At 58.8% G+C, this 13,258-nt stretch carries 10 protein-coding genes and 1 pseudogene; 8 read left to right on the top strand and 3 right to left on the bottom strand.

Annotation, left to right across the window (positions count from 1 at the left end):
* The first annotated feature begins 1,848 nt into the window (after positions 1–1,848).
* Entirely contained in the window at positions 1,849–2,028 is a 180-nt protein-coding gene (locus AAFG16_RS09325) for a hypothetical protein (RefSeq protein ID WP_342738913.1), read from the top strand.
* A 55-nt stretch (positions 2,029–2,083) separates the two neighbouring features.
* Here AAFG16_RS09325 and AAFG16_RS09320 read toward each other — a convergent pair whose 3' ends face one another.
* The gene (locus AAFG16_RS09320) at positions 2,084–2,311 is read right to left on the bottom strand and encodes a hypothetical protein (protein WP_342738912.1); all 228 of its coding nucleotides are present in this window, start codon (positions 2,309–2,311) and stop codon (positions 2,084–2,086) included.
* A gap of 146 nt (positions 2,312–2,457) precedes the next feature.
* On the opposite strand from AAFG16_RS09320, the gene AAFG16_RS09315 reads away from it, so the two are divergent.
* Together AAFG16_RS09315 and AAFG16_RS09310 are read left to right on the top strand one after the other, a co-directional pair.
* Positions 2,458–2,814: a PRC-barrel domain-containing protein gene (locus AAFG16_RS09315; protein WP_342738911.1), complete on the top strand. Its 357-nt coding sequence runs from the start codon at positions 2,458–2,460 to the stop codon at positions 2,812–2,814.
* A 201-nt stretch (positions 2,815–3,015) separates the two neighbouring features.
* Positions 3,016–3,192, top strand: coding sequence for a hypothetical protein (locus AAFG16_RS09310; protein ID WP_342738910.1), 177 nt, complete (start codon positions 3,016–3,018; stop codon positions 3,190–3,192).
* A 374-nt stretch (positions 3,193–3,566) separates the two neighbouring features.
* Here the strand turns inward: AAFG16_RS09310 and AAFG16_RS09305 are convergent, their stop codons facing one another.
* A complete protein-coding gene (locus tag AAFG16_RS09305) occupies positions 3,567–4,736 on the bottom strand; it encodes a beta-propeller fold lactonase family protein (RefSeq protein ID WP_342738909.1) in 1,170 nt (389 codons plus the stop codon).
* 191 nt (positions 4,737–4,927) lie between these two features.
* Positions 4,928–5,590, bottom strand: a complete 663-nt coding sequence (locus AAFG16_RS09300) for a phytochelatin synthase family protein (protein ID WP_342738908.1) — start codon at positions 5,588–5,590, stop codon at positions 4,928–4,930.
* A 1,903-nt stretch (positions 5,591–7,493) separates the two neighbouring features.
* Between AAFG16_RS09300 and AAFG16_RS09295 the strand changes: the two genes are divergently transcribed.
* The 5 genes and pseudogenes from AAFG16_RS09295 (at position 7,494) to AAFG16_RS09275 (ending at position 13,163) form a co-directional block, all read left to right on the top strand.
* On the top strand, positions 7,494–8,471 hold the full coding sequence (locus AAFG16_RS09295; protein ID WP_342738907.1) for an ABC transporter substrate-binding protein: 978 nt from the start codon (positions 7,494–7,496) through the stop codon (positions 8,469–8,471).
* Positions 8,472–8,776: 305 nt separating this feature from the next.
* Positions 8,777–9,169 (top strand): PRC-barrel domain-containing protein, encoded by a 393-nt coding sequence (locus AAFG16_RS09290; protein WP_342738906.1) that lies wholly within the window; start codon positions 8,777–8,779, stop codon positions 9,167–9,169.
* A gap of 1,197 nt (positions 9,170–10,366) precedes the next feature.
* Complete coding sequence (locus AAFG16_RS09285) at positions 10,367–10,600, top strand: hypothetical protein (RefSeq protein ID WP_342738905.1); 234 nt, start codon at positions 10,367–10,369, stop codon at positions 10,598–10,600.
* Between the two features lie 421 nt (positions 10,601–11,021).
* A pseudogene (locus AAFG16_RS09280) lies at positions 11,022–11,242 on the top strand (hypothetical protein).
* Between the two features lie 361 nt (positions 11,243–11,603).
* Positions 11,604–13,163, top strand: coding sequence for a hypothetical protein (locus AAFG16_RS09275; protein ID WP_342738904.1), 1,560 nt, complete (start codon positions 11,604–11,606; stop codon positions 13,161–13,163).
* Positions 13,164–13,258: the final 95 nt, after the last annotated feature.

Below are 13,258 nucleotides of genomic sequence, written 5' to 3'. Positions count from 1 at the left end.
GGGTGGGACACGGTAACTCGATCGGAGAGTGTTCGAGCGGTCGCGAATGTGGCGGAGCGGTGCGAGTACGTTCGAGTCGCTGACCTCGCCGAGGGCGCCGACAAATTGTCTGCATCGCGGACAGGCCGTCGGATCCCGGCGTGAACAAGCTCTTGTCCTCTTGATACGGCCATCGCGCAGCATCGGTCTTTTATGACCGCCCCGCGGTATTGATCGGCGAATCCTCGCGCCGAGCACGAGGGTGGCCTGCGGTCCGGACCGGTACTCTTTGCGTCGCCGCGCCTGCTCGCGCTTGTCCGGATCCGGCTCCTCGGTGCGCAGCCGGCGTATCACGGGGCCGCGGCGCCGCTCCCGGTAAGCCGGGGCCTCATGTTGGTCTCTTGGATCGAGTGACGAGAATTCAAGGATTCGATTTCCCACATGGCATCGGTCTTACGAGCCCTGAGAGCTATATTGGCGTCGCCCTCTGCTCGTCGGCGTAGGGCCTCCTCAAGTTTGAGCCTATGGCCTTCGCACGCGTCGCAACAGGCTTACCCGATGCGCCGAACAGACAGCCGTCCAGCTTGTAGCGTTCAGGCCCACCTACCACCGCAGCAATCGCCTCGTCGAGGTCAATCGCGTGACGGCCTGGCTCTCGTCGAAATTTCCTCTCGGGCCGACTTTTTCTGGTTGGTAGGAGGTAGGCCGTTATCACGGCGGCCCAGCGCAACGCTATGTGCAGGGAGTTGGTCGTCAGCTCGCGAGCGGTCGTGCCCCGGTGGCCCTGCTCGAACTCGGCGTTGGGGCCGCGGGTCGGCTTACCGGCCTGAAAGGTGAGGAGAGAGGCACAGGCAACGCTTAAGCCGAAGCCTGAAAATCAAGATTTCTCACCGGAACCTGACAAAATGAAAGCTTACAGATTTCAGCGTGACAATTCGGCAATGCCAGAAAAATCGGGCGATCGAGACATTTCCTGACAGAATCGGTGAGCACTAAAGCTCTGGCGCTCCTGATCGGTAAGCGGTCCCTGGTTGGGGTCCTTCTTGCGTGCCGGGCGTCCTTGCGGATTGGCGCCGATCTTGATCCTGCTGAGAAGCCCAAGGGGCGAAGCACGAATTTTTGGATCTGAAATTGGGTTGGTTAATCCGCGGCCCCGGACTCAATTTAAGAGACGCGCGCGAAGCTTCCTGAGGATCTCCCGGAGGTCCTCGATGTACTCCTGCGCGGCCCGGCGCGCCTCCTCCAGGCGGGAGGGCCTGGAATCCGAGGTTTTGCTGGACTGGTCCTGTTCATCAGACTTTGTCACGTCCACAAGATCGACAACCTCGACGCCGGACTCTTGCGCCAGATCAACGGTATCGCGGGCGCTTCGCTGTCCCGCCCCGAGCCGGCGGTCGCATGCTCGTTGGCAGCCCTCTACCGGCGACGTGCAAACCAAATGCCGAGCAGAAACGCGACAAAGAGCGACTGCAGCGGAGCTTCCACCGTTTCGGGATGCGATCGGATCTTCATCGATGCCTCTCGTCCATCGCGTCTTGCGGAGCGTGTCGAGCGCGCTGGAGATGGCCGGCCTCATGATGGTCGCAGCGCGGACACCTGAATTCGATCGTGGCACTTGGCCACGTCGTCTTCGGAAGGTTGGACGCCATCGGCCAGGCGCCGCATTGGGGGCACTTCACAAGCAGGGTGTCCGTCTCGAGCATCAAGTCGTCCGTGTCGCCCTGCGCAATTAGCAACGGCGCGCGAGTAAGGCTGTTCCCGCGCCGCAGCCTGCCCGCCCGGCAGCAGCCCGGAACCTCAGCCATCCCGGGTATTGCCTGCTCGACGGGCCAAGTCGAAGTCGACGGCCCAAGCTCTCGAGGAGGAGACATGCGCACGTCGGATGTCGGCGAGTTGCGTGAAGAAGCCGGGCTGGCGACGAAGCTGCGGGACGAAGCGTCGGCATGGCGCAAACGGCGCATCGAGCGCCCGAAGGTCTCGCTGAACGGCATTCAAGTGGTTCGACTGCCGCGGCGGCGATTGCCGCGGCGTGGCGTCGACAAGTCGTAAAGCCGCCTCAGTTCTCGCCAGCGCAAACACCAGCCGCGCGGAACGCGCTGGACGATTACTTCGGGCCGGCCGGCTGCTGCTGAGCGTTGGCCTTGTTGGGATCCGACTTGTTCGCCTCGTGATGGCCGATGACGCAGCCGGCCGCAGCGCCAAGCTTGCCGTGCCCGGCCATGTGGCCGGCGACGCCGCCCACTATGGCGCCCTTGATGCATCCTTTGGCATCGGCGGCTCCGGAGGAGACGAGCGCAATGGCGAGAGCGGCGGCGGCTAGCATGGCTTTCATGACGGTTCTCCGAATTTGAATCCTCGGACCAATTGCCGCGGCAGCCGTACGTTCCGCTTTTTACGTCGACCCGGATAGCGTTGAGGAACGAGCCTCGGCCGCCCACGGTTGACTCGTATCGATCTCGATCCAAGAGGAGGATGACGATGGAAACGGAAAGGCGTGAAACAGGAACGTTGATCGGCAGCGACAAGGTCGAGGGCACCGCGGTGTACGGCGCCGGCGACCAGAAGATCGGCTCGATCGAGCGCGTGATGATCGACAAGGTCAGCGGCCAAGTGTCGTATGCAGTCCTCGGCTTCGGCGGCTTCTTGGGGATCGGCGACGATCACTATCCGCTGCCCTGGCCGTCCCTGAAGTACGACACCAACCTCGGCGGGTATCGGACCAACCTCAGCGCCGACAGGCTGCAAGGAGCGCCGCACTACGGCAACGACAACGAGTGGAATTGGGACGACCCGGGGCGGGCGAGAGTGGTGAACGACTACTACGCCGGCCTGTAGGGCCGCCGCTCCCTTCGGGGCGGAGCGGACAGACGAGCGCCTCGGCGTTCCGGAAAGAGCGTCGAGGATTGGGCATCTAGGCGCGCGCCCGCCTGAGAGCCGCCTGCAGCTTTCGTCTCCGCTTTTCCCAACTGGCATCCTCGGCCTCCGCCCGCTTGTCGAGGGCAGCCCGCTCGGTTCGATCTTGGCCGCCTTCGCCTCGTGCTCCCGCCTGGCCTTCTCGAAATCGGCCTGCGCTTTGGCGACGGCATTCTCGCGCCGGGCGCGGTCCCGCTCGAGCGCGACCTCCTCCTTGCGCCGCTCGGCCTCGCGCCGACGCTGCTCCTTCTCGAACTCAGCCGCAGCTTCGTGAGCGGCCTTGTTGTCGATCTGCCGTAGACCTTCAAGGCGGGCGAGCCCTTTAGAAACGCGCGACTCAACGCAGCCAGCGAAGGCTCTCGGTTTCCAATACAGCAACAAAGGCCAGCCACTCCAAACCAATGCTCCTTGAACGCGTCTGCGCGCTCACCATCCGCGACTATGGTACTGCAGTAGCTCCACGGCTATCTGGAGTATAGCGGACGTGGCGCCAACCTATTCGCAAAGGCAGCCCGTTAGCTAGCCGTAGCGGTCATGGGGCAAGCATGTGGCGCCGTTCGCCGTCTTGGCCCGGCCACTGAAAGGCAATTACCAATCTTCCGATTACAGAATGAAGGCCCGATTTGGAGCGGGCCTTCCACTTCTGAGCGCTAGAACAATGGGTACAAGACGAGCTACGGCCCCATCCTGGCCGAGGCGGGATGTCCCGGCACCTGGAAGTGCTTGCCCGTATCCGTTACGTTCGTGCCATCTACCTTAAGTACCGAGAAGTCCTGTGTCAGATAGTTGCCGACGAGAAGATATTTGCCGTCAGGAGTGAATACCGCTGCCTCCGGCAGCCCACCGACCTCGATATCTTGGATCTTGCTCACTTTCTTCCCATCAATCTTCAGCACCGCGATGCTGCCATTCTTTTCGTAGAAGTATGCGTTCTTCATGTTGGAGCCGCGCAGAATCACGGCAACCGCGACGTCGCCCTTGGGACTGATTGCAAGACCCTCGGGACCGTCGCCCACCACCACGCGATCAATGATGCGCGGGGGATTGCTCTCCAGATCGATGACGCTCGTGGTGTCCACGCTTCCATCGGAGGCACCTGCGTTGCCGTTGTCCGAGGTCAGCGCGATTTTCCCGCCGGGTGTGGTCGCGACATTGTAGGGCCACTGGCCGGCCGGCAGGTCAATCTTGTTGTACGTCACCTTGTCGCCTGCGATGTCCAGCATTGAGATCTTGTGAGCAGGAAAGCGGGCGACCAGGGCTCGCTTACCATCCGGGGTGAACGTCACGTGCGACGGACTGTCCGGCATCGCAACAGTGTCCGTAATCTTCACGTCCGTGCCATTCACGGAGAGGACGCTGATCGAATTGTCTCCGCGATTGGCCACGAGCGCCATCTTGCCATCAGGACTGAAACTGAGTCCGGATGGCTGCGTCCCGCCAATGAGCGTCGCGGCCAGCTTGGGCGGATTGGCCTGTAAGTCTACGACGTAGATCTTATTGTCGAGCATCTGTTTCAGCGCCGCTCCGTCCTTGACGACATCGACGGAGTCGGCGACCAGCGCGATCGTTCCGCTGGGATCGATTGCAACGTTCACTGGCGGTCCGACCACCGAGTTCTTCAGCGGCAAGGCAGCAACGATCTTGGGGGTTTCAGGAGAAGCGAGATCGACGATGAGAACCTGATCCTTGCCGGCTGCTGAGAGAACGGGTTTGCCGCTGTCGTCCCACAGAAGCTTCTCGTCAAGCCCCACGATCATAAATGGCTTCGCGTGCCCAGTACTAAAGCTGGTACTGAGCAACATGGCGGCCGCAAAAGATAATCCTATGGCATGGTTACGGGACATCTTGACGTTCTCCCCAAATTTATGTCCAGCCTCTGGAGGGCTGTGTTGCCAGTTTATGCTGCGGAACATTCGTTCGCTAGTGGTCCCTCGTCTGCTCGTTGCCGACAGGCAGACCTTCTCGCCGAGTTTTATGACGACGCGTCTGACCCTCAGCCGACCAGTTGGTGGTGAACACCTACGCGGACGTCGTGTTAATTGTCTTCAATTAGGAGTAGACCGCGCTTTTGGTCGCCGTCGAAGGTGTCCATCGCAGAGAACAGCCGCTGTCGCTGGATCAGCCAAGGCTTGTAGCGCTCATTTACATCAAGGACGAACACCAAATTCTCGGCTTCGAAGTACCCGCCGATCGGCGAAAAGTGGCCCACACCGCCGCCAAAGATCTTGCCTCGGGAAAAATTGATAATGTATCGGCGGCCGGGATCGTTGCTCCGTTTCATATGCTCGCGGAATTCCTCGCGTGTCAGATTCCGAAGGACGGTGACCTTCCGATGGGTATTAGTTCGCGCGACGTTAGCAAGCTCATCAAGCGTAAGCCCCATGAAGCAGATGCCTGTCCAACACTTACCTGTCCCTTCAAGCACCTGAGCCTCGGTAGTCTTTTGCTCGCCGAGCGAGCGAAACGTGTTCGCGATGCTGGCTGGACCACAGCGCGAGCTATTCGATTGCCAAGTGATTTCCGTGTTGAACTTAGTGGCGACCGGAAGTCGCCATGCGCGGTCGATCAGTTCTGGTCTGTGAATGACCGAAGATTGGATCGCCTCTGGTGGCACACTCGGCCAACTAACGACGAAATAGGCAGAGCCGCTAAGCAGAACGAAGCCGACTGCTGCACCGAAACGTCCGATGCGTTTCATGGAAGCGCCCCTCTGAGCCGGGTATAGGCCACAACGCCATCCCACCAAGATGCATCCGCCAGGAATGAGAACGTCCGCTTTCGGATTCCTGTCTACGTGGAGTTTAAGCGCTGGCTGGTTCCGGGGCGTGTGCGGCAGCTCACATCATGCAGGGAACTGCTGGAAAATCATGAGGCCCGAAGGTGATCGCGGGGCTGTACCCGAAATGATTTCGGCCCAGATGGCGGCATCCCTCACAACCAAATTAGCTCGTACGATCGGTTGAGCTCTTGCGAAACCTCACCTGACGGGCCGAGCCATTACCAAGCAAATCGGGTGCGCTCTGACTAAAAGAACAAAGTTGATAGGTTTCGCTTCGCTCTACCCATGATCCGCAGGAGGGAACTAATTTCCCCGCCTCGTTGCGATTTGTGATCTCAGTTCGACTCCCCTGAAACTTTTCAAAACAGCGCTTTGATCGCCAAGTTGCTGACCGATGCAAGGCTTCCGGCGATTTTCGCGTTCGCCGAATCCGTCGAGGCCGGGGGGCCTAATGGCCTACTCCTTTGATCTAGCCGAATTGTATAAGCGCGCTGCCAGCAACATCGACGCAATTTTCCGCGGAGCGAAGGCGGCGATATTCCATTCTACCAAGTGAACAAATTGGATCTGTCCATCAACTTGAAGACGGCCAGGCAGCTGGGCCTTTCCGTCCCTCCTGCACTCTCGGCCAGTGCCGACAAGGTAATCGAGTGAGTAGAGGCCCAGCGGCGAAGTTGCGCCGCGCCTGACGGAGGTCCGCTCATGGCGGCAGAGCGGACCAGATTTACTAAACCTGGGTTCTTCGCAAGCTGACCCGGGCGGAAAAATTCGTTCCGAGTAGGGAACCGAAACGCGCCCGACTGCATATTAGGATCGAACTGCTGAACCCTACGGATTAGGACCCGTAAGCACGAGGTTGTGTCATGCAGCGTCGCCGTTTCAAACAGACCGTTCCCCTTGAGGCCCGCCTTGTCGAAGAAGCGAAGCGCCTACGCGAAGAAGCCAAGCTGCTTCCACCCGGCGCTAGACGCGAAGACCTTATCCGCAAAGCCCGACACGCCGAAACTGCCTCTCATATGAATGAGTGGCTGACATCGCCGGTCTTGAAACCGTCCGAGTCGCACCACCCACGACGCGCGACAGCTCCACACTGATCTGCGGCCATGAGGTGCAAATGAGGTTCATCCCTGACTTACGTCGCGGCGCTTGTGCGGTACCGCTCAATGTTGCGTCGACTTGAGGCTGGCGATCTGACAACCAAAGAGTTGCTCAGGTACTCTAAACCTGCGGTGTCGGAGTCGCGCGAATTGTTGGCGACGCCAACCCCCAAGGTGTGGCCCGGAGGACCGATGTCAATATATCGGAAGCTAAGAAATCCAACTGATTAACGTGTGTGGTGGCGGACCAAAGTTGTGACCGCTCATCATTGATGAATGCTCGATCCCTTGCTTGCACAGGCCAAACTGGCCATCTTATAAAATCGCACCTTGCGGCGCGAGGGCAACTCACTGAGGGATCAGCTTGACGACGCACGCGCCAAACTGCGCCTCAGCGTTCTCGAAAGCCAGATGCAGTGTGGAGTTCAAAGCCATACGCGAGGATCGCCATTGGCGCCGCGTTAATTGACTTTCCGTCTAGGTGTGGGCGAGGCGAGCCAAGCCTGCGATGTCGCCTCTTGGCCCGTGGCTGACTTCCCCTCCTGGCCGCGCACTGTCCGCTTCGGATAGCTGAGCGGAACGCCGCCGTGGAGCTGCCGAGGGCAGCCTTTGACCCGTTCATTTGTGATCGCTCGATCGTCTCGAAGCTGCTACTATTGTAACTTGTTGGACAAGACGCTCGATCTGTCGACCCAAACGCCTCCGTGCAGCGATCCGGTGATCGCATGAGACGATTTGCCGTTACAGTGTCCGCCCTTCTGGTTGTGATGCTGTCCTTCGCGTCGGCTGCCACAGCTCAATCGGTGCGAAGAGTGGCGCGGATCGGCATGCTTTGCGTGCCTGCTTGCAAGTTTCCCTATATTGACGCGTTTTCGGACGAGCTTCAAAAAATTGGTTGGGTCGAGGGCACGACCATTACGACTGAGCGGAAGGACCCGGATTATCACCTCGACCAGCTTCCGGCGCTCGCGACCGACCTTGTGCGGTCGAGACCCGCTCTCATCGTTGCCTTCTCCCCTTTTGCTGCGCGCGCTGCAAAGAACGCCACCGCCGACATACCAATTGTAATAATCCTGGTCGCCGATCCGGTCGGTATGGGACTTGCGTCAAGTCTTGCCCATCCTGGCGGAAACCTGACGGGCGTCGCTACGATGGATCGGACCGATTTTGGAGGGAAGTTTCTTGGTATTCTTCGAGAGGCTTTGCCACAGGCCAAGCGCGTGGCAGTTTTCCTCAACACCTCAAACGAGATGCATCGGCTGGTGTTCCCGGAGACACCAACTGCGGCCGCCAAGCTCGGCTTTCAGCTCGACGTAATCGATGTGCACGAAGTGGGGGAAGTGCCTCGCGCCGTTGCCGCCGCGAAAACCCGGGGAGCAGAGGCCATGGACATATTTAGTGACGCAATCTTTCCGTCGAACCGTGTGGCCGATCTCGCGGTACAGGCGGGCTTACCATCGATCTCGTTCGACCCTGACTTTGCGCGAGCTGGCGGATTGATTTCCTACGGGCCGGACTTTCCCGCCTTGGCTCGAATTGGGGCTCACTATGTCGACCGAATTCTGAAGGGCGCCAAACCGGCCGAGCTTCCTATCGAGCAACCCACAAAATACCTGCTTGTCATTAATCTCAAGACGGCGAAATCGCTCGGTATCGAAATCCCCGCGTCCCTTCTCGCGCGCGCGGACGAGGTGATCGAATAAGGCTTGTCACTTCCGGTGTTCGCCCTTAGCGGTCCTCAGTCTTCGACGACGTGATGTCTGGTATCAGAGGTCGAACTGACTCGCGCTGGAACTATGAGTACACACCCTAGCTCGCCCTTCCGCTCGACTGTTCTCGATATTGTTTGCTCAACTCCGATATCGGAGTGCTCTCTCCAATATTTGCGTTGCGTGAGCAAAGATCTGAGGCAGCTCAGTCCAAGACGCGGTCTTCCTCCGACTTGAGGCGGGAACCTTTGCCTCTTTTTCCTGTTGCTACGGCGACAAACTGGTTCAGGAGGACGAAAATGAAGAAGCTCGCCATAGCGGGTGCACTCGCGATTGCCGCCGCCACTGCGGGTCACGCCGCAACGACCACCGTCAAGTCGGCACCATCGGAAAGCTGGACGGTGACCAACTACTACAAGCAGGCGGTCTACGATCCCAAGGAGAGCAAGATCGGCGACATCGACGACGTGCTCATCGATAAATCCGGCAAGATCACCGGCCTCGTGCTCGGCGTCGGCGGTTTTCTCGGTGCTGGCGAAAAGGACGTGATCGTGCCCTTCAGCGCGGTGAAGGCCGCGAAGAAGAACGACAAATGGTGGCTCACCATCGATGAGACAAAGGATACGCTCAAGGAGGCGCCAGGCTTCAAGTACGACAAGGCTAGCACAACCTGGGTTCCCGAGAAAAAGTAAGTCACATCTATCTACACCTGGACACCGGATCACCGCTACCGCAGCGAGACAGCTCAAATTTGCATAGCGAGCGGAGGGCTCGCCTAAGAAATTAACGCAAGACGGAGGTGTACGATAAACGGCCTAATTTACCTCGTAGGACTAGTCGTTGTAATTGCTGCCTTACTGTCGTTCTTTGGCCTACGTTAGTCGGCATTATCTTTCAACGTCGTACTTACTTGCAACGACCGAAACGAAAGCGCGGCCTACGGCTCGACTGCAGGTGACCGACGTTGCCCTGAGCAACGGGTAGCAGGCCGCCTCAGATGTCCGTCAGCAGTCGAGATACGGCGCATCCGAAACGATGAACGGCATTTACGTCGCCATCCTGCAAAGCCTTGGCATCGCTGCTGAGGTAACCGGGCGTCAGAGTGTCAGGGGGTACTGCCGAGCGCCGAGCCCTAATTAAGACACCCCTACCGGCAGATCAGAGCACTGGCGTAGTTCGCTTACCATATCGCCAGCGCCCCGGCGCAGATGCATGTTGACCTTGGGCTGGCGGATATCCCTGCTGATCCTCTGCTTCGGCCTCAACTTAGCCCGCCAGCGAGTTGGGGCCGCTTTTTGCGCGACGACTCAGTGCGCGTGGTCAATCGTGGGCTGGAAGTTCGGCCGGCTGCCGAGTCGCTCGCATTGGCGGGCACGATGCCCGTCAATTTGAGCCGCGATCTGTATTGATCGCACCTCTGGCCGAATTCCATAATTACGAGAACTTCCCGGCGTTGAAGCCGGAGAAAGTTGGATGACACGGTCCGACCGCGTAAAGTCGAATATGGAATTTGTGTTGGAGGAGACCGTGAGCTTCCACACGGCGGGAATCATGAGAGCCGACGGTTGATCGCCGAACATCTGTTGCAGGCGGCGGAAGCAGGCCAAGGGACTTTGGGCGTGTAATTGTCGAGCCCCTGAGGTCTAACTAGAAGAACGGCAAGACCGTCTCGTACGGGAAGGGATCGACCGATGGCGTCTAGTTGGATACATGTCGGGGTATGTCGATCATACACAACCTGTATCAGAAAAGGTACGCGGAGATCTTCTTATATCGAGGGCCGCATGTGAGCGCGTGACCGCTTCTAGAAGGGGCGGGACTGCCTTTCGAGAGAAGACTTTGACCGGGAAAACTAGGAACCTCGAATTGGCTGCGTGATTATTTGGGCCATGCCAAAGTTCTTCTTCGATCTTTACAATACCCGCGACATTACCATCGATGACGAGGGCATTGACCTTGCCGGCATTGATGCCGTGCGACGTCTCGCGATGGAAGCTCTCGGACAACCAATCCTGGATGACGCAAACGAAACTTCAGCCGGTACAACAAAGGTAGTTGTTCGGGACACCATCGGCCGTGTGATTCTGCGGGCCACCGCTGCGATAACGCTCGATGACAGCTAGTATAAGTGGCCCTTGGTGCGAGACCGCAGCCGCTTCGCGAGCGGGCTTCCTTACCACGGGTGCCGTAAGCTGAAACCACCCCGCCAGCAATTACGCCAACGCCGGCCATCACTTTGAGGTTTGGCTCGGCTCGGCCCGCCCTTTGCCCGACTCCCAAGGCGCAGGAAGGATCACGCGAATCGGGCGTGCTTCGGCGCTGGTTTGGACAGCGGAAGGCGCCTGATCCTTAACGGGCTCAGCCAGTGCAACAGCAGTTAGCCCAAGCAGCATCGCCAGAGAAGTTGTCCCAAGCCGCACTTCCACCATCGGAGCCTCCTGTTTGCGCACCAACGCAGCCCGGCGAGAATGGTTCGGATTCCCGTCGGGAACATCTGGCAATCTGGCATGTTTGTAGAAGGCTGGTCCGAATGAACCGACGAATATCAAAGTGATTATTGCCGCGCGGTGCTGTCAGTTGCAGCCCCCGCATTCTCACAATGCGTTCTACGTAGTGCAGGACGTCACGACCAAGAAGTGCACCATGACCGAGTCCAAGCCAACGACCACGGAAACGACGGTGGTGGGTGGCGACGCCGTGTACAAGACCCGGTCGGAAGCACCGAAGCCGGCATGAAGACCGTCAAAATTTGCAGCTCGAACTAAGGAGCAGAAGCGGTGCCAGTCCTGCTGCTCTGGGCCGTTCTGGCCGTGATCGTTTTTGGTGGTGGTGGCGTCTATCTGATCGGGCCACATGCACTGAGCCATCGCAATAGTCGAAGGCTTCATTTAATCAAGCCACAGCCCGCGCGGAGCGACCCGTCGCGGGCCTTGCTGTGACAGCGCCTGAGGGAGTTGGTGCTAGGTCGGAATTGATCTTAATTTGGTCCTTGGACCTATCACCGGACCCATTCGTCGCTGATGTGTGTGCAGAGACAGGGTGCCCCAAAGATGTACTCACTCATAGTTGGTTCGCCGCCTGGCAAAACATCCTAAGATTGTGCCGGTACGGTGAGGAGAACTTCCGATGCGCAGGCAACCTATTCCGCCTACTTCGGGTGACCTGGTCAATCGCCAATTCGGCACCGACGACAACCTGATAGGTACGCCCGGCGCACCGACTTTGTTCGGTGATGCTGGTGGCAGCATGTTCGACTTTTCGAAGGGAGGAAACGACACCTTCGACGAAGTGGGACTTTCCAGTTACACATTTTATGGCGACGTGGTTGGCAGCATTTTCGATTTTGCTCAGGGCGGCGATGACACATTCAACGGACTCCCTCTGGTTGGTGTCACTGCCTACGGCGACGCTGGCGCAGACATGTCGGACCACAGTAAGGGCGGCAACGATACCTTCCTGAGTGGAACGGGCAGACAGCAAACCAATACGTTCTTCGGCGACGCCGGTGGCGCCATGACGGGTCACGCCCAGGGCGGGGACGACACTTTCATCACTCAGACGGTACAGGGCGGCACCCACACGTTTTACGGTGATGCGGGCGGCGATATGTCTGACCACAGCAACGGCGGCAACGACAGCTTCCAGGGCTCCAGACAGGCAGCAAACATCTTTTTTGGGGACAGCGGGCGCAACATGTCCGGTCACGCCCAGGGCGGCGATGACACATTCACAGCTAGAACGGACTCAGGCAACACATTCTACGGAGATGCCGGCGGTGACATGTCCGGCCACAGTAAAGGTGGCAACGACACCTTCAACGGGGCCTTGTTCGCAACGCAGGTGTTCTATGGCGATGCGGGAGGCAACATCTCAGGTCACGCTCAGGGAGGAGACGACAGTTTTACGGGCTCGGGTGGGCCCATCATGTCAAAGACCTTCTACGGCGATGCTGGCGGCGAAATGTCCGGCTTTGCCAAGGGCGGCAACGATACCTTCAAAAACGAAGGCGGCTCCACAGTGTCATTTTACGGGGACGCCGGCGCCACAATGTCCGACCATGCCCAAGGCGGGAATGACCTTGCAACGTTGCAAGGTACGAAGAACTTCGCCGTCGGCGATGCTCTTACGATGCTCGACGCGACAAGCGGAGGTAACGATAGTCTCAGCGGCGGTGATAGGACGCTGACCGACGTTGTAAATCAGCTCTATGGCGATGCCCAGGTCATGGGCGGGGCGAGCCAAGGAGGCGATGATCTTATCGCCGGCGGCGACGCAGTTAGTAACGGCCGGGTCGATAACTTCCTCTGGGGCGACGCGGGGCAGCTTTCCGGTCGTGCCAAGGGGGGCAGCGATGTCCTATACGCGGGAACGGCTGCGCAAGGTGGCACGGTCACCAATGAGATGTGGGGAGATGGTGAACTGGGCAGTAATGCTCATGGAGGTTCCGACACGTTTGTATTCAAAGACAATGGTCCAATGACCGTTGGAGCCAACAATGTCATTCGAGATTTCAATCAATGTCAGCATGACAAGATAGCTTTCATTGACGTGGCGGCCGTGCAGTCGTTCGAGGACCTGGTAATCACCCAAAGCGGAACTAGCACCACTATCGTGGCGGGAGCTGATCAAGTTACGCTTGCAAACTTCACCGACTTGATGACCGCGAATGACTTTTTGTTTGCTTGAAGCGCTCCTCATCGTTTGGCGATCAAGGTCGACTGCGACGGAGACGGTGTCTACCGGCGAGCGCAGCACGTTTCAAGTGAGGCCATCTTAAGTTA

It is taken from the genome of Bradyrhizobium sp. B117 (genome assembly GCF_038969555.1).
Classification (GTDB): Bacteria; Pseudomonadota; Alphaproteobacteria; order Rhizobiales; family Xanthobacteraceae; genus Bradyrhizobium.
Note: the sequence above shows the minus strand (reverse complement) of the source record. Positions and strands in the feature narration are given on the sequence as shown.

Excerpts from the sequence above, each read along its gene's own strand:
- AAFG16_RS09300 (WP_342738908.1), bottom strand. The coding sequence starts at position 5,590 with ATGAAACGCATCGGACGTTTCGGTGCAGCAGTCGGCTTCGTTCTGCTT.
- AAFG16_RS09315 (WP_342738911.1), top strand. The coding sequence starts at position 2,458 with ATGGAAACGGAAAGGCGTGAAACAGGAACGTTGATCGGCAGCGACAAG.
- AAFG16_RS09320 (WP_342738912.1), bottom strand. The coding sequence starts at position 2,311 with ATGAAAGCCATGCTAGCCGCCGCCGCTCTCGCCATTGCGCTCGTCTCC.
- AAFG16_RS09275 (WP_342738904.1), top strand. The coding sequence starts at position 11,604 with ATGCGCAGGCAACCTATTCCGCCTACTTCGGGTGACCTGGTCAATCGC.
- AAFG16_RS09325 (WP_342738913.1), top strand. The coding sequence starts at position 1,849 with ATGCGCACGTCGGATGTCGGCGAGTTGCGTGAAGAAGCCGGGCTGGCG.
- AAFG16_RS09305 (WP_342738909.1), bottom strand. The coding sequence starts at position 4,736 with ATGTCCCGTAACCATGCCATAGGATTATCTTTTGCGGCCGCCATGTTG.
- AAFG16_RS09290 (WP_342738906.1), top strand. The coding sequence starts at position 8,777 with ATGAAGAAGCTCGCCATAGCGGGTGCACTCGCGATTGCCGCCGCCACT.
- AAFG16_RS09285 (WP_342738905.1), top strand. The coding sequence starts at position 10,367 with ATGCCAAAGTTCTTCTTCGATCTTTACAATACCCGCGACATTACCATC.
- AAFG16_RS09295 (WP_342738907.1), top strand. The coding sequence starts at position 7,494 with ATGAGACGATTTGCCGTTACAGTGTCCGCCCTTCTGGTTGTGATGCTG.